The organism is Streptomyces monashensis (assembly GCF_001866665.1).
Lineage (GTDB): Bacteria > Actinomycetota > Actinomycetes > Streptomycetales > Streptomycetaceae > Streptomyces > Streptomyces monashensis.
The window spans coordinates 137,996-152,639 of record NZ_MLYO01000025.1; the positions used below are offsets into that span (position 1 = coordinate 137,996).

General features: G+C 73.2%; 12 protein-coding genes and 3 pseudogenes. 9 read left to right on the forward strand and 6 right to left on the reverse strand.

Features of this window, described 5'->3' with window-relative positions; genetic code table 11:
- Window positions 1-63: 63 nt before the first annotated feature.
- Window positions 64-3,438 carry a pyruvate carboxylase gene (locus BIV23_RS15770; RefSeq protein ID WP_071381466.1) on the reverse strand — a complete coding sequence of 1,125 codons (3,375 nt, stop codon included), beginning with the start codon at window positions 3,436-3,438 and terminating at the stop codon, window positions 64-66.
- Window positions 3,439-3,594: 156 nt separating this feature from the next.
- Window positions 3,595-4,491 (reverse strand): hypothetical protein, encoded by an 897-nt coding sequence (locus BIV23_RS15775; RefSeq protein ID WP_079173181.1) that lies wholly within the window; start codon window positions 4,489-4,491, stop codon window positions 3,595-3,597.
- Window positions 4,492-5,118: 627 nt separating this feature from the next.
- Between BIV23_RS15775 and BIV23_RS50315 the strand changes: the two are divergent.
- The 4 genes and pseudogenes from BIV23_RS50315 to BIV23_RS15795 form a co-directional block, all read left to right on the forward strand.
- Window positions 5,119-6,289 (forward strand): annotated as a pseudogene (locus BIV23_RS50315) (ATP-binding protein); the annotation flags it as partial.
- A gap of 76 nt (window positions 6,290-6,365) precedes the next feature.
- Window positions 6,366-6,956: a cytochrome P450 family protein gene (locus BIV23_RS51850; RefSeq protein ID WP_071381467.1), complete on the forward strand. Its 591-nt coding sequence runs from the start codon at window positions 6,366-6,368 to the stop codon at window positions 6,954-6,956.
- A pseudogene (locus tag BIV23_RS51855) lies at window positions 6,941-7,478 on the forward strand (cytochrome P450); the annotation flags it as partial. The gene BIV23_RS51850 and the pseudogene BIV23_RS51855, both read left to right, overlap by 16 nt.
- Window positions 7,479-7,578: 100 nt before the next feature.
- Window positions 7,579-8,568: an aldo/keto reductase gene (locus BIV23_RS15795; protein ID WP_071381469.1), complete on the forward strand. Its 990-nt coding sequence runs from the start codon at window positions 7,579-7,581 to the stop codon at window positions 8,566-8,568.
- A gap of 63 nt (window positions 8,569-8,631) precedes the next feature.
- On the opposite strand, the gene BIV23_RS50320 is transcribed toward BIV23_RS15795, so the two are convergent.
- A complete protein-coding gene (locus BIV23_RS50320) occupies window positions 8,632-8,808 on the reverse strand; it encodes a hypothetical protein (protein WP_177239904.1) in 177 nt (58 codons plus the stop codon).
- Between BIV23_RS50320 and BIV23_RS15800 the strand changes: the two genes are divergently transcribed.
- Together BIV23_RS15800 and BIV23_RS15805 are read left to right on the forward strand one after the other, a co-directional pair.
- Entirely contained in the window at window positions 8,780-9,208 is a 429-nt protein-coding gene (locus BIV23_RS15800; protein ID WP_071381470.1) for an iron-containing alcohol dehydrogenase, read from the forward strand. The two genes, BIV23_RS50320 and BIV23_RS15800, sit on opposite strands and share 29 nt — an antisense overlap.
- A gap of 56 nt (window positions 9,209-9,264) precedes the next feature.
- Window positions 9,265-10,416, forward strand: coding sequence for a PP2C family protein-serine/threonine phosphatase (locus tag BIV23_RS15805; protein WP_079173182.1), 1,152 nt, complete (start codon window positions 9,265-9,267; stop codon window positions 10,414-10,416).
- 60 nt (window positions 10,417-10,476) lie between these two features.
- On the opposite strand, the gene BIV23_RS15810 is transcribed toward BIV23_RS15805, so the two are convergent.
- Both BIV23_RS15810 and BIV23_RS15815 read right to left on the reverse strand, forming a co-directional pair.
- Window positions 10,477-10,989, reverse strand: coding sequence for a hypothetical protein (locus BIV23_RS15810; protein WP_245790543.1), 513 nt, complete (start codon window positions 10,987-10,989; stop codon window positions 10,477-10,479).
- Window positions 10,990-11,087: 98 nt separating this feature from the next.
- Window positions 11,088-11,561, reverse strand: a complete 474-nt coding sequence (locus BIV23_RS15815) for an SRPBCC domain-containing protein (RefSeq protein ID WP_071381472.1) — start codon at window positions 11,559-11,561, stop codon at window positions 11,088-11,090.
- 215 nt (window positions 11,562-11,776) lie between these two features.
- On the opposite strand from BIV23_RS15815, the gene BIV23_RS15820 reads away from it, so the two are divergent.
- On the forward strand, window positions 11,777-12,574 hold the full coding sequence (locus tag BIV23_RS15820) for an SAM-dependent methyltransferase (protein WP_079173183.1): 798 nt from the start codon (window positions 11,777-11,779) through the stop codon (window positions 12,572-12,574).
- A 104-nt stretch (window positions 12,575-12,678) separates the two neighbouring features.
- Window positions 12,679-13,230 (forward strand): GNAT family N-acetyltransferase, encoded by a 552-nt coding sequence (locus BIV23_RS15825; protein WP_071381473.1) that lies wholly within the window; start codon window positions 12,679-12,681, stop codon window positions 13,228-13,230.
- A gap of 160 nt (window positions 13,231-13,390) precedes the next feature.
- Here BIV23_RS15825 and BIV23_RS15830 read toward each other — a convergent pair whose 3' ends face one another.
- A complete protein-coding gene (locus tag BIV23_RS15830; protein WP_071381474.1) occupies window positions 13,391-13,861 on the reverse strand; it encodes a flavodoxin family protein in 471 nt (156 codons plus the stop codon).
- 120 nt (window positions 13,862-13,981) lie between these two features.
- Here BIV23_RS15830 and BIV23_RS51860 point away from each other — a divergent pair.
- Window positions 13,982-14,557, forward strand: a pseudogene (locus BIV23_RS51860) (lipoprotein); the annotation flags it as partial.
- Between the last annotated feature and the right edge of the window lie 87 nt (window positions 14,558-14,644).

The window sequence follows — 14,644 nt, forward strand, 5'->3', positions numbered from 1 at the left end:
CGCCGGAGACACACCTGCGCCGCGACCGGCAGGGCATCCGGTCGCGGCGCAGGTGTGTACGGGTCAGCCGAGCTCGACGAGCAGGTCGCCGCCCTCCACCTGCTGGATGCGGTTGATGGCCAGCCGGGCGACCCGGCCCGCCTTCGGCGCGGTGATGGTGGCCTCCATCTTCATCGCCTCGATCGTCGCGATCGTGGCACCGGCGGCGACCTCGTCGCCCTCGGCCACCGCGAGGGTCACCACACCGGCGAACGGCGCCGCCACGTGGCCGGGGTTCGCGCGGTCGGCCTTCTCCGTCACCGGTACGTCCGAGGCGGCCGCGCGGTCACGGACCTGGATCGGGCGCAACTGGCCGTTGAGCGAGGACATCACGGTGCGCATCCCGCGCTCGTCGGCCTCGCCGACCGCCTGGAGTTCGATGAGCAGCCGGACACCGGGCTCCAGGTCGACGGCGTACTCCTTGGCGGGGCGCAGGCCGTAGAAGAAGGCCTTGCTGTCCAGCACGCTGGTGTCGCCGAAGGACTGCCGGTGGGTGTCGAACTCGCGTGTCGGGGCGGGGAACAGCAGCCGGTTGAGCGTCGCCCGGGTGTCCTTGGCGAGTCCCTCGCGGTCGTCGGCGGACAGTTCGGGCGCGGGCTTGGGCTCGCCGCGCCCCTTGAGGGCCTTGGTGCGGAACGGCTCGGGCCAGCCACCGGGCGGGGTGCCCAGCTCGCCGCGGAGGAAACCGATGACCGAGTCGGGGATGTCGAACCGGTCGGGCGTCTCCTCGAAGGCGTCCGGGGAGACCCCGGCGCCGACCAGGTGCAGGGCGAGGTCGCCGACCACCTTGGAGGACGGGGTGACCTTCACCAGGCGGCCGAGGATGCGGTCGGCGGCGGCGTACATCGCCTCGATGTCCTCGAAGCGGTCGCCGAGGCCGAGCGCGACGGCCTGGGTGCGCAGGTTGGACAGCTGGCCGCCGGGGATCTCGTGGTGGTAGACGCGGCCGGTCGGGGAGGCGAGGCCCGCCTCGAACGGGGCGTAGATCCTGCGGACGCCCTCCCAGTACGGCTCCAGGTCGCCGACGGCCTGGAGGTCGAGGCCGGTGGGGCGTTCGGAGTGGTCGGTGGCGGCGACGAGCGCCGACAGCGACGGCTGCGAGGTCGTACCGGCCATGGAGGCGACCGCGCCGTCCACCGCGTCGGCGCCCGCCTGGATCGCGGCGAGGTACGTGGCGAGCTGGCCGCCCGCCGTGTCGTGGGTGTGCAGATGCACGGGCAGGTCGAACTCGCGGCGCAGCGCCGAGACGAGCTTCGCGGCGGCCGGGGCGCGCAGCAGTCCGGCCATGTCCTTGACCGCGAGGACGTGTGCGCCGGCGTCGACGATCTGCTCGGCCAGGCGCAGGTAGTAGTCGAGCGTGTAGAGGCGCTCGGACGGGTCGCCCAGGTCGGCGGTGTAGCAGAGGGCGACCTCGGCGACCGCGGTGCCGGTCTCGCGGACGGCGTCGATGGCGGGGCGCATCTGGCCGACGTCGTTGAGGGCGTCGAAGATACGGAAGATGTCGATGCCGGTGGCGGCGGCCTCCTGCACGAAGGCGTCGGTCACCTCGGTCGGGTACGGGGTGTAGCCGACGGTGTTGCGGCCGCGCAGCAGCATCTGGAGACAGATGTTGGGTACGGCCTCGCGCAGCGCGGCCAGCCGCTCCCAGGGGTCCTCGGCGAGGAAGCGCAGCGCCACGTCGTACGTCGCGCCGCCCCAGCACTCCAGGGACAGCAGCTCGGGCAGGGTGCGGGCGACGACCGGGGCGACCGCGAGGAGGTCCTTGGTGCGTACGCGGGTGGCGAGCAGGGACTGGTGGGCGTCGCGGAACGTGGTGTCGGTGACGCCGAGGGCCGGCGACGCGCGCAGCTGCCGGGCGAACTCCTCGGGGCCGACGGCGACGAGGCGCTGGCGGGAGCCGGCCGGGGGCTCGCCGGCCGGGAGCGCGGGCAGCTTGGTGACGGGGTCGAGCAGTTCGGGGCGTTCGCCGTGCGGCTTGTTGACCGTCACGTCGGCGAGGTAGGTGAGCAGCTTGGTGCCGCGGTCCGCCGAGGAACGGGAGGTGAGCAGGTGCGGGCGCTGCTCGATGAAGGACGTGGTGACCCGGCCCGCCTGGAAGTCCGGGTCGTCCAGGACCGCTTGCAGGAAGGGGATGTTGGTGGCCACACCGCGGATGCGGAACTCGGCGACGGCACGCCGGGCGCGGCCCACCGCGGCCCCGAAGTCCCGGCCCCGGCAGGTGAGCTTGACCAGCATCGAGTCGAAGTGTGCGCTGATCTCCGTACCGGCGTGGGTGGTTCCGCCGTCCAGACGGATACCGGAGCCGCCCGGGGAGCGGTAGGCGCTGATCCGGCCGGTGTCCGGGCGGAAGCCGTTGGCGGGGTCCTCGGTGGTGATACGGCACTGGAGGGCGGCACCGCGCAGGGTGATGGTGTCCTGGGCGAGGCCGAGGTCGGCGAGGGTCTCGCCGGCGGCGATGCGCATCTGGGCCTGGACCAGGTCGACGTCGGTGACCTCCTCGGTCACGGTGTGCTCGACCTGGATGCGCGGGTTCATCTCGATGAAGACGTGGTTGCCGTCGGAGTCGAGGAGGAACTCCACGGTGCCCGCGTTGCGGTAGCCGATCTCGCGGGCGAAGCGGACGGCGTCGGCGCAGATCCGGTTCCGCAGCTCCGGGTCGAGGCCCGGCGCCGGGGCCAGCTCGATGACCTTCTGGTGGCGGCGCTGGAGCGAACAGTCGCGCTCGTACAGGTGGATGACGTTGCCCGCGCCGTCGGCGAGGATCTGCACCTCGATGTGGCGCGGGTCCACGACGGCCTTCTCCAGGAAGACGGTCGGGTCGCCGAAGGCGGAGGCGGCCTCGCGGGAGGCGGCCTCGATGGACTCGCGCAGCTGGGCGCGGTCCTGCACCCGGCGCATGCCGCGACCGCCGCCGCCCGCCACCGCCTTGACGAAGACGGGGAAGCCGATCTCCTCGGCGGCGCGCAGCAGTTCGTCCACGTCGGTGGAGGGCTGGGAGGAACCGAGCACGGGCACGCCCGCCGCCCGGGCGGCGGCGACCGCGCGGGCCTTGTTGCCCGTCAGCTCCAGGGTCGCCGCGCCGGGGCCGACGAAGGTGATGCCCGCCTCCTCGCAGGCGCGGGCCAGTTCGGGGTTCTCGGACAGGAAGCCGTACCCCGGGTAGACGGCGTCGGCACCCGCCCGGCGGGCCGCGCCCACGATCTCCTCGACGGAGAGGTAGGCCCGCACCGGGTGGCCCGGCTCCCCGATCTCGTACGCCTCGTCGGCCTTCAGCCGGTGCAACGAGTTGCGGTCCTCGTGCGGGAACACGGCGACGGTGCGCGCCCCGAGTTCGTAGCCCGCCCGGAACGCGCGGATCGCGATCTCTCCACGGTTGGCGACCAGCACCTTGCGGAACATCCTGGAATCCCTTCGGCTGCCTGTCGGGCGACGAACACCACGGTGTCTGCCACACCTGCCGTTTCTCGCGGCAACCCTAGGGGTTCCCCCCGGCACGGTCGTGCGAAAACCATCACACCGCCGGGGTGGCCGACGCCACAGTCGGGCGCCGGCCGGTCAGCGTTCCGCGGAGGTCATCGCCGCGTCCCCGCGCCGGTCGGCCCGCGCCGGGGCGGGCACCGTCCGGGACTGCGCGGGTGCGGAGGCGGCCGGCGCGGCGGCAGCGGGTGCGAGGGCAGGTGCCGCCGGGGCGGTCGCGGGTGTGCGGCGGCGCGGCGGCAGCAGGGAGCGCAGCCGTGCCCGCAGCCACGCGCGGCGGCCGTGCAGCAGCCCGAGGGCGATCGCCGAGCCCACCGCGATCAGATGCTCGCGGCCCGCCAGGTTGGGGATGGCGACGGACTCGACGACCATCGAGCCGCCCGTCAGCGTGAACACCACCGGCGCCCGCTTGATCACCGCGAGATAGGTGAACAGGCCGACGACGGCGGCGGAGGGACCGGTGTCGAGCACATGGGCCGCCGCGGGCGGCAAGCCGAGGCCGCCCCAGCCGGGGCCCATCGCGATCATCACTCGGGCGGTGAGCGTGCCGGCCAGCGTGGTGATGTAGGAGATCGCCAGTGTCCGGGCCCGGCCCAGGGCCAGTTCGGCCCAGGCGAAGGCGAGGAACAGCTGGGTGATGCCGGCCCACACCGGCAGGTCGAGCGCCGGTACGTACAGCGACACGGGGGTGCGCAGCAACGACAGCCACAGCGGCAGGTCGGCCTTGACGCCGCCGAGCCGGGTCACCCAGAGCCGGCCGAGGGGGTGCTGGGCGATGGCCTGGAAGAAGATGACGCCGAACGCGGCGACGAAGGCCAGCAGCAGTCCGGACAGTCCGCGGCGCGCGAGGCGCCGTACCGGCTCGACGACGATCGCGTGCCACTCGCCGCGCAGCGTGCGCCCGGTGAACCGCGCGAGCCGGGCGAGCAGGGAGCGGCAGGTCTCGATGCGCCTTTCGGTCGTCTCAGTCGTCATGGGACACGGCAGCCCATCGCCTTCTGCTCCCCGGTCATACACATCGCCCCCTTCGCCACGCTTCCGGCATACGAGCCGTGGGCGGCGTTTTTCCGACATCCGCCGTTTTCAGGCGCCATCGTATAGATGTGCGGGTCTCACCCGGTCGGCCTACCCCCTCCGTGCGGGTCACGCCATGCATGCCCGGTCCCTCCCCCGGTGTGGGCCTCTGTGGTGGTGAGGCCCGGTCGGTGACAGTTCAGCGATCCGGAAGGCGGGCGTCAAGATCCATTGCGCATGCCCGGGGGTATGAAAAGACCCACAGGTCGCGGGCGCGGAAATCCGGCCCGGCGAGGCAACCCGAGGGGCCCGGTTTCCGTCCTTCTGATCAGGATCCCCTGCACCCGCCCCGACGCGCCGCGCCCACGCCGCGTGCCGCTCACACGGGTCCGGAACGCCCGGTTCATCCGGTGTTCGCGTCCAACGCGCGGTTCTGACCGCCCACTTCATGGATCGAATGCGGAACCTTTCATTTTCGATTACGAACTCTCGTACAGTGACCGCCAGTTCACCACCGTGCGTCACGTCTCACCACCCGATTGTTTCGGCCAGCCGCCACCTCCCCCCCCTGCCGCGAGGACCGGACCGATGACCGCGCCCACGCATGCCGGCGAACGACCCCCTCTCCGCACCTTCTTCTGCGTCCTCGCCGCGATCGGCGCCCTGTCGGCGCTCGCGGTCTGCGCGGCGGTGGCGGCGGCGCCGGACTCGGTGCGTACTCCGCTGGCCTCGGGCGCGGGCACGGCGGCGGCCGTGCTGAGCGCGGCGGTCGCCACGGCCGCGCACGGCCTGCGCACCACGCACGGTCTGCGGCACCGGCTGGAGGCCGTGACCCGGGATCTCGGACGGCTCCTGCACCAACAGGCCCGTACGAGCGAGGTGACCCGCCAGGAGCAGCAACGGCACATCGACGAACTCGCGCAGCAGCGCGCCGAGTTCACCGAGACGTTCGAGGCCGAGCGGACCCGGCTGGAGCGGGCGGGCGGGAGGCGCACCGGCTGCGGGGTGACAACGCGCGGCTGGCGGCCGAGTTGGAGCAGACGCGGCGCGAACGGGTCACGGTGCTCGCCGCCACCTCCAACGCGGCCGGCCGGCTGCAGGCCCTCGCCACGGCCACCCTCGCCGACCTGCGCGCGATGGAGGACCGGCACTCCGACGAGGACGTCCTCGCCGACCTGCTCCAGCCCGACCACCGCACCGCGCAGGCGAGCCGGCTCGCCGACTCCGTCGCCGTGCCGGCCGGGGCGCGCTCGGGCCGCCGCTGGGCGCGCCCGATCGGCATGGAGTCGACCCTGCGCGGCGCGATGGGCCGCATCGCCGGATACGACGGGTGCGGGTGCACTCGGCCAGTGAGGTGGCCGTGGCCCTGCGCGCCGCGGAGGGCGTGATGCACGCGCCGGCCGAGTTCCTGGACAACGCCGCGAAGTTCTCGCCGCCGACGGCAACGGTGCACGTCTACGTCGAGGAGGTGCCGGCCGGGGTCATCGTGTCCGTGGAGGACAGCGGCCTGGTGATGGGCGAGGTGCAGCCGCGCCGTGCCGAGCGGGCGGTCTCCGGCGACGTCTTTGGACTGGGCGGCCTGACCGGCACCCGGCTGGGGCTCGCCGTGGTCGGCCGCCTCGCCCGCAAGCACGGCCTGAAAGTGTCGTTCCGCCCGTCCGCGCGGGGCGACACGGGTGTGCTGATGCTCGTCCCCCAGGACATCCTCACCAACCCGGCCCCGCGACGGCACAGCCACCGAAGCCCCCGACGCCGCCCGCCGCGCTCGTGGAGCATGTGCGGCACCGGTACGCCGGACCGCCGGTCCGAGCCGGCCTGCCCCGGGGGGAGTTCGTGTGACCACCCCCGACGCCGTCCCGATCGGCGGACCCCGGTTCCCGGCCGAACCCGCCCGCCTGTACCGGGAGATGCGGCGCGAGCACGGCGCCGTCGTACCGGTCCTGCTCGACGGCGACGTCCCGGCCTGGCTGGTGCTGGGCAACCGCGAACTGCATCAAGCCACCGGCGACCCCGTCCTGTTCAGCCGCGACTCCGAGTTGTGGAACCAGGGGGAGCACATACCCGACGACTGGCCGCTGCTGCCGATGATCGGCCGCCGCCAGCCGTCGGTCCTCCACACGGTCGGCGAACGGCACTGGCAGCGCGCGACGATGGCCAGCAACGCCCCGGAGGCCGTGGCCCCCTTCGAACTGCGGCGGCACGCCGAGCGGTTCGCGGACGAGCTGATCGACGCGCTGTGCACGACCGACGAGGCCGACCTGGTCGCCCAGTACGCGATGCTGCTGCCCGTGCGCGTCCTCGCCCGGCTCCACGGCTTCTCCGACGAGGACGGCCCGGGTCTGGTCACCGCCCTGAACGACATGATCGACGGCCGTGAGCGGGCCCTCGCGGGGCAGGCCCATCTGGCCACGTCATGGGGCAGTTGATCGCCGACCGGATGTCGGAGCCGGCGCGTGACGTGGTCTCCCGGATGCCGGCCGACGACAGCGGTTCCACCGACGAGGAGATCACCCAGGACCTGATGGTGATGATGGCGGCCGACCACCAGCCGACCGCCGACTGGATCGGCAATTCGCCCGGCCCCGGCCTCGCACGTGCTCATCCGCTTCGCGACCGAGGACGTGCCGGTCGGCGACCGGGTGATCCCGGCCGGGGACGCGCTGGTCGTGTCGTACGGCGCGATCGGCCGTGACGAGCGGGCACACGGCCCGCGTGCCGGGGAGTTCGACATCACCCGGGGTACGAGGAACCGGCACATCTCCTTCGGCCACGGCCCGCACGTGTGCCCGGGCGCCGCCCTGTCCCGGCTGGAGGCGGGTGTGGCGCTGCCCGCGCTGTACGCTCGATTCCCCCGCCTGGACCTGGCGGTTGCCGCGGAGGACCTGCACAACGAGCCGGTGGTCACCCAGAACGACCTGTTCGAGCTGCCGGTGCGGCTGGATTCCTGACCCGGAGCGGAGCGTTGCTTGACTTGGAGAGCGCTCCAACTCGTAGCGTCGCAGACGCACGGCACGACGACCGCATGTACGGGAAAGGCTGGGACATCACATGCAGAAGCGCAGTCTGCGGGACCTCCAGGTATCGGCCATCGGCCTCGGATGCATGGGCATGTCCGCCTTCTACGGCTCCGCCGACCAGGACGAGGGCGTCCTGACCATCCGGCGCGCTCTGGAGCTCGGGATCGACTTCCTCGACACCGCGCAGCTCTACGGCCCGCTCACCAACGAGTCGCTGGTCGGCGAGGCGATCCGGGGACACCGGGACGAGTACGTGCTCGCGACGAAGTTCAACTACCGGATGGACAACGCGGTACCGGGCGACATGAGCACGATCGGCCCGCAGGACGGTTCCGCCGAGCACGTGCGCGCCTCGGTCCACGGCTCGCTGCAGCGGCTGGGCACGGACCGCATCGACCTGTACTACCAGCACCGCGTCGACCCGAACGTGCCGATCGAGGAGACGGTGGGCGCGCTGAAGGAGCTGGTCGAGGAGGGCAAGGTCCGGTACATCGGGCTGAGCGAGGCGAGCGCGGAGACCATCCGGCGCGCGAACGCCGTGCACCCGATCACCGCCGTGCAGAGCGAGTACTCGCTGTGGACGCGGGACGTGGAGGCCGAGGTGCTGCCGGCCTGCCGGGAGCTGGGCATCGGCTTCGTGCCGTACTCCCCGCTCGGCCGCGGCTTCCTCGCCGGCCGCTTCAGCTCGCCGGACGAGCTGGACGCGAACGACTTCCGGCGGGGCAACCCGCGTTTCGCGGAGGCCAACCTGGACGCGAACCAGCGCCTCGCGGCGAAGGTCAAGGAGATCGCGGCCGAGAAGGACGTCACCCCGGCCCAGCTGGCCATCGCCTGGGTGCTGGCCCAGGGCGAGGACGTGGTGCCGATCCCGGGCACGAAGCGGCGCACCTACCTGGAGCAGAACGCGGGCGCGGTCGGCATCGAGCTGACCAAGGAGGACCTGGCCCGCATCGACGCCGAGCTGCCGCAGGTGTCGGGTGAGCGGTACGACGAGGCGGGGATGCGGTCGGTCAACCGGTAGGCGCCGTCGGGGTAACTGCCGTCCACCGTCCAGGAGTTCACCCTGGCCGCCGGAGGTGACGGACTACCGTCGCGCGGTTCCGCGCCGCCCCTTCGGGGCGCGGGCCGCCCTCGCCAGGTCCAGGTCCGTCGCCTCCGGGGCCGGGAAATGGGAGACCAGGCCGCCCAGGGCCAGGACCACCGCGCCCACCAGCAGGACGAAGCGGGCGCCGATGTCGGCGCTCGGCCTGGTCCACGGCATCGGGCATGCGCTCACCGCGCACACCGGCACCCCGCACGGAGTCGCGCTCGCCGCCGTGCTGGAGGAAGGCATGGAGTTCAGCACGCCCCGGGCACGGGAGCCGTACGAGCGGGCGGCCCGGGCGCTGGGCGTGGCGGCGCCGGCCGACGGCGACTGGGCGCGGGCGGCCGTGGCCGCGGTGCGGGAGCTGTCCGGCGCCCTCGACGTCAAGCGCCCGCTGCGCGCGCTCGGCGCGGACCGCTCGCTGCTCCCGGCGATCGCGGCGGGCGCGATCGCGGCGGGCGCGGTCGCGGCGGGCGCGGTCGCGGACGCGGACGCGGACGCGGTGACGAGGAACGCGCCCCGGCTGCAGGCTGCCGGGGAGCGGGAGGTCCTGGAGATCCTCAGCCGGGTGTACTGACCCGTCGAGGAGGGGCCTGACGTGCGGCGGGTCCGGCCCGGGAGCACGCTGGAGGCATGAGACCCCGGATCGGGACGGGGGGTGCGCGGCATCCTTGGCTGTCCTCGCACGCACTGCTGCTGCTCCCGGTCCTGCTCATCGTGGTGATCACGGTGGCGGACGTGCAGACACCCACCAACGTGCACCTCGGCCCGGCACTGGTGATCGCCCCCGCACTCACGCCCTCCTTCGCCGGTCCCCGCACCACGGCGGCCGTCGGGGCGCTGGCCCTCGCGGCCCAGGTCCTCATCGGCATCGCCCATGGCGGCGTCACCACCACGAACCACGTCGTGCAGATCATCACGCTCGCGGTGCTGTCGGTGCTGGTGGTGGTCTACAGCGCCGTGCGGGAGCGCCGGCAGGCCCAACTGGCTCAGATCCGCTCGGTCGCCGAGGCCGCGCAGCACGTGCTGATGTGGCCGCTGCCGGAGCAGATCGGTCCGCTGCGGATCGCCTCGCTGTACCTGGCCGCGGAGGACGAGGCGCAGATCGGCGGCGACCTGTACGCGGTGACGCAGTACGAGGGCGGGGTGCGGGTGATGATCGGCGACGTGCGGGGCAAGGGGCTGGCCGCGATCGGCGAGGCCGCCCTGCTGCTCGGCTCGTTCCGGGAGAGCGCGCACCGGCACATCCCGCTCCCCGAGCTGGCCGTCCTGCTGGACCAGAGCATCACCCGCTATGCGGCGGATCTGGAACCGCTGGAGGAGGCGGGCGAGCGGTTCGCCACCGCGCTGCTGGTGGAGATACCGGACCAGGATCCCCTGACCCGGATGACCAGCTGCGGTCATCCCCCGCCGCTGCTGCTGAGCCCCGGCAGCGCGGTCACGGTCCCGAGCCTGCACCCGTCGCCGCCACTCGGGGTGCACAGCGACGCCGAGCACACGCTGGACGTGTTCTCCTTCGAACCGGGTGACACCCTGCTGCTCTACACCGACGGCGTGGTGGAGGCGAGGGACGCCCGCGGCCTGTTCTATCCGCTGACCGACCGGGCGGCGCGCTGGACCGAGGACCGCCCCGAGGCGCTGATGCACCATGTGCGGCGCGATCTGCTCACCCATGTGGGCGGCCGGCTGGACGACGACGCCGCGCTCATCGCCGTGCACCGCACCGTGGTCGAGCGGGGCCGGCATCACGGCCGGGCAGGCGACGACGGCCACCGGCACGGGTGACGGTGTGAAGGGCGCGCGCCCCGCCCCGAGTGGGGCGGAGCGGGATCGCACGCCCTGGCTTCAGCGGACCGGCCTGAGGTCCGTGATCTTCAGGGTCTTCAGGTCGGACCGGACGTCGATCCGGGAGACCTCCGGGTGCTTGCCGTCGCTCCAGGTGAGCGTGACACGGCTGGTGGCGTGGCCCGCGCCGGAGCCGGTGTACGCCACGGTCCACTTCACGGGCACGCTCTGCGCGAACAGGATCCCGTCGGCGTGCTCTTTCTTCTCGAAGGCGGCCACTGTCTTCTGGGCGGCGGCGGAGAGGTAGAAGCGGCGCAGGGCGTCGGCGGCCGGGCCGGCGGACTTGTCGTCGGTGGCCCGGACGGCGTCGATGTAGGCGCCGTAGAAGTCGGCGACGTGCTGGGTGACATTGCGCGGGTCGCCCTGGGCGGAGGACACGGCGGCGGCCCGGGTGGTGTGGCTCGCGCCGGTGCCGGCGAGGGCGGGTGTCACGGCGGCCAGGGTGAGTCCGCCGGTCAGGGCCACGGCGGTGAGCAGGATCTTGCGGCTGTGCGTGCGAGTGCCAACGGACATGTGTCTCATTCCCCCGGTTAAGGAGCGACCAGGCCGATCCCGGCCTTCGACGGACCTTAAGACCGCAATTCCCTCGCGGTGGTTCCGTCGTTCGAGATCTATTTCCCGGAGTGCGGACGGCTCTCGACGAGCCGGGCGAGGTTGTCGAGGGCCGTCCGGGTGCCCTGTTCGTTGTCCTCGCGGGGGATGCCGTCGGGAACGCCCTCGTGCAGGATCTCCACGTCCGTGCCGCCGTCGGCCGCGGTGAGCGTCGTCGTGATGGTCATGGTGGCGCGCACGGCGTCGTCGTCGGTCTCGAACGCGAGCACCTCCACGACCAGTTCGCCGGGCACGAGCCGGGCGAAGTGGCCGTGATAGGTGTCGGTGTGCCCGCCGGACTTGCCGGGGGCGGACGCTTCGTCGTAGGTGAGGGAGACCCGGAAGGTGCCGCCCTCGCCGGCGTCGAAACGGTGGACGTACGCGGTCATGCCGGCCGGGACCCGCCAGGCCGCGAGCGCGTCCGGGTCGGTCAGCGCCCCGTAGACGGCGTGCGGGGGCGCCTGCACCCGCCGGGAGATCCGTGTGGCGTACATGCGCTCACGCTACCGGCCCGACCCCTTCGCCGGTCGCGGTTTGCGGGCGACCGCGCCGACGACGACGCCCGAGGAGTGAATCAACCTCCCTGCAGCGGCGCTGCGTCGGCAGGGGCTGTCCCCGAATGTCCCCCTGGCGCACGGCAGTTCACACGCCCCGGTAGATTCACAGGCGCCACGAGGCACCCACCCCCCGATCCTCACGGAGAGCCGACGTGACAGACACCGGATTCAGCCCGGACCGGATCGACACCGGCAGGCCGCACCCCGCCCGGATGTACGACTGGTTCCTGGGCGGCAAGGACCACTACCCCGTCGACGCCGAGGCCGCGGGCGCGGTGCTGGGGATCTTCCCCGGCGCGAGGGACACGGCCTGGGCCAACCGCGAGTTCATGCACCGCGCCGCGCGGTACGTCGCCCGCCAGGGTGTCGACCAGTTCCTGGACGTGGGCACGGGGATCCCCACCGAGCCGAATCTCCACCAGGTCGTGCAGGCGGTCGAGCCGCGTGCGCGGGTGGTGTACGCGGACAACGACCCGATCGTGCTGCGGCACGCCGAGGCGCTGCTCCGGGGCACCCCCGAGGGCCGTACCGCCTATCTGCACGCCGACGTCCGCGAGCCGGAGCGGATCGTGGAGTACGCCCGCGAGCACCTCGACCTGAGCCGGCCCGTGGGCCTGTCGCTGATCGCGCTGCTGCCGTTCGTCCCCGACGAGCAGGATCCGTACGGTGTCGTGCGGACCCTGCTGGATCCGCTGCCGTCCGGCAGCCATCTGGCGCTGTCCCACGGCGGCGCCGAGTTCGACCCGGAGGTCTGGGCGCGGATCGAGGCCGTCTACCGCTCCGGCGGCGCGACGGTCCGGGCGCGTTCGCACGCCGAGGTGACACGGTTCTTCGAGGGTCTGGAGCTGTGCGAGCCCGGCGTCGTCGCGGCCACCGACTGGCATCCCGGGCCTCAGATGCGGGTGCGCGAGGTGCAGCCGGTGTACGTGGGGGTGGCGCGCAAGCCCTGACGGCCGCGCGGGCCCCGACGGCGGAGGCTCGGGGAGCGCGCGGCGGCCGTGCCGGATGCCCGGTGCGGACATATGCTGCGAAATGCCGCCCGAAGGGAGTGCCCATGGCCGACGCACCGCCCCCACCCGGGGAACTGACGCTCCGGCCTCTCGGCTTCGAGCATCTGGCGGCCGTCCTCGACCTCGGCCACCGTGTGTACGACACCGACGCCATGCCCTACACCGGCTGGTCGCTGTCCGCGGTCGCCGGGCATCTGGACGCCCCGGACCCGGCCTGTCTGGTGATGCTGGACGGGGACCGGGTGGCCGGGTTCGTGCTCGGGTCGCTGTCGTTCGAGCAGCGGGCCGACTGGGGCTACCTGGAGTGGATCGCGGTCGACCCGGCCTTCCAGGGGCGCGGGGTGGCCTCCCGGCTGGTGAAGGAGTGCTGCGCACGGCTGGCCGCGGCCGGAGCGGTGTGCGTGGTCACGGACGTGGAGCGGCGCAACACCGCTTCCGCCGCGCTGATGCGCCGCAACGGCTTCGCGGAGGAGGCCGCCGTCAGCCTCTTCGTACGGCCGCTCGCGGAGGACCCCGGCAGCGGCGCGCGCCGGGCCGGGGACGCCCGGGCGCCGCGCCGCCACCTCACCCGGGCGGCGGCCGACTGGATGCCCTGAGCGCGCGGTCGGCGGGGCACCGTGCTGACGACGTCCAGGTCCGGGCGCGGTTCGAGGGTGTCCAGGTTGGCGGTGGGCGGGATCAGCCGGTGGCGCAGGGCGAGCACGGCACAGGCGGCATCCCCGTCCGCGGCTCTCGCGTCATCGGTGCGTACGGCCCCTACCGGCGGGGAGGCTCGTCGGGCATCAGCCCCGCCGCGACGGTGGCCCCGAGCTCCCAGCACGCCTGGGTGTCGGCCTTGCCGGGCTCGCCGGTGACGGTCACCGGCTCGGCGGCGCGGCGCCAGCCGAGGCCGGTGGTGACGGCCTCGACGGCACGGACGGCGCCGGTGACGTCGTTGCCCCCGTGCACGTAGTAGCCGAAGGGGCGCCCCCGGGTCTGGTCCAGGCAGGGGTAGTAGATCTGGTCGAAGAAGTGTTTCAGCGCACCGGACATGTAGCCGAGGTTCGCGGGTGTGCCGAGCAGATACCCGTCGGCTTCCAGCACGTCGGAGGCGGTGGCGGCGAGGGCCGCGCGCCGCACGACGCGGACGCCCTCGATCTCCGGTGTCGTCGCGCCGGCGAGGACGGCCTCGAACAGCGTCTGGCAGTTGGGCGACGGCGTGTGATGGACGATCAGCAAGGTAGGCACACCCCGCACCCTAGTGAGCGGACGGCCGGGTGGGCCCGGGCGGACCCGCGCGGGATGTTCCGGTCGGCGTTGCCGGGGCCTCGGCCACAGGTGCGCCTCTGCTCAGGAGGGGAGACGACGATGCAGGTCGGAGTGGGGGCCGTGGACGGCAACGCCGACGCGGCGGCGGCGCTGGCGGCAGTGCTCGGCGGATGCGCGGGGTCGGCGGACGCTGCCGGGAAGAAGGCCGCGAGCGCGTCGGCGTCCGCGAGGGGCGCGGGGACGGCGACGCCGAGTGGCGGCACCGTCGGCGCGCCGGGTTCGGGCTGCCCGCTGCCGGTCCGTTTCGACATCGCCCGGGACTGGAAGGCCATGTCGATCGACGCCGAGGCGGATCTGTCGAGGGCGTCGAAGGGCTCCGACGGCGATCCGACCGGAGCGCTCGCCGACAGCTTCCTGCGCCGGGGGCCGGTCACCGCCGCCTGCGAGATCGATGCGAAACCGGCCGGCCACATCGGCTTCCTGCGCGTGTGGACCGGCAAGGACGGCAACGCCGACGCGGGCACGGTGCTCCGGCAGTTCGTCGCCGCGGAGGAGAACACCGGCAGGGCGACGTACCGCACGGTCCGCACCGGCGGCGGCCTGTCCGGCGTGGAGGTGGAGTACGTCTACACCGGCAAGCTCCTGGAAGAGTCCGAGAAGGAGACCGCGCTCGCGGTGAGCACACCCGACGGGCCGGTCGTCCTGCACCTCCCTGGCCCGGAGGAACATGACCGGGACGGTGCGGGGGCCCCGGCGAGGAGG

Bases quoted from the DNA above. Each gene is read 5' to 3' on its own strand.
- BIV23_RS15800 (WP_071381470.1), top strand. From the start codon at position 8,780: ATGTCGGCGCTCGGCCTGGTCCACGGCATCGGGCATGCGCTCACCGCG.
- BIV23_RS15775 (WP_079173181.1), bottom strand. From the start codon at position 4,491: ATGACGACTGAGACGACCGAAAGGCGCATCGAGACCTGCCGCTCCCTG.
- BIV23_RS15770 (WP_071381466.1), bottom strand. From the start codon at position 3,438: ATGTTCCGCAAGGTGCTGGTCGCCAACCGTGGAGAGATCGCGATCCGC.
- BIV23_RS15805 (WP_079173182.1), top strand. From the start codon at position 9,265: ATGAGACCCCGGATCGGGACGGGGGGTGCGCGGCATCCTTGGCTGTCC.
- BIV23_RS15815 (WP_071381472.1), bottom strand. From the start codon at position 11,561: ATGTACGCCACACGGATCTCCCGGCGGGTGCAGGCGCCCCCGCACGCC.
- BIV23_RS15795 (WP_071381469.1), top strand. From the start codon at position 7,579: ATGCAGAAGCGCAGTCTGCGGGACCTCCAGGTATCGGCCATCGGCCTC.
- BIV23_RS15810 (WP_245790543.1), bottom strand. From the start codon at position 10,989: ATGTCCGTTGGCACTCGCACGCACAGCCGCAAGATCCTGCTCACCGCC.
- BIV23_RS15825 (WP_071381473.1), top strand. From the start codon at position 12,679: ATGGCCGACGCACCGCCCCCACCCGGGGAACTGACGCTCCGGCCTCTC.
- BIV23_RS50320 (WP_177239904.1), bottom strand. From the start codon at position 8,808: ATGCCGTGGACCAGGCCGAGCGCCGACATCGGCGCCCGCTTCGTCCTG.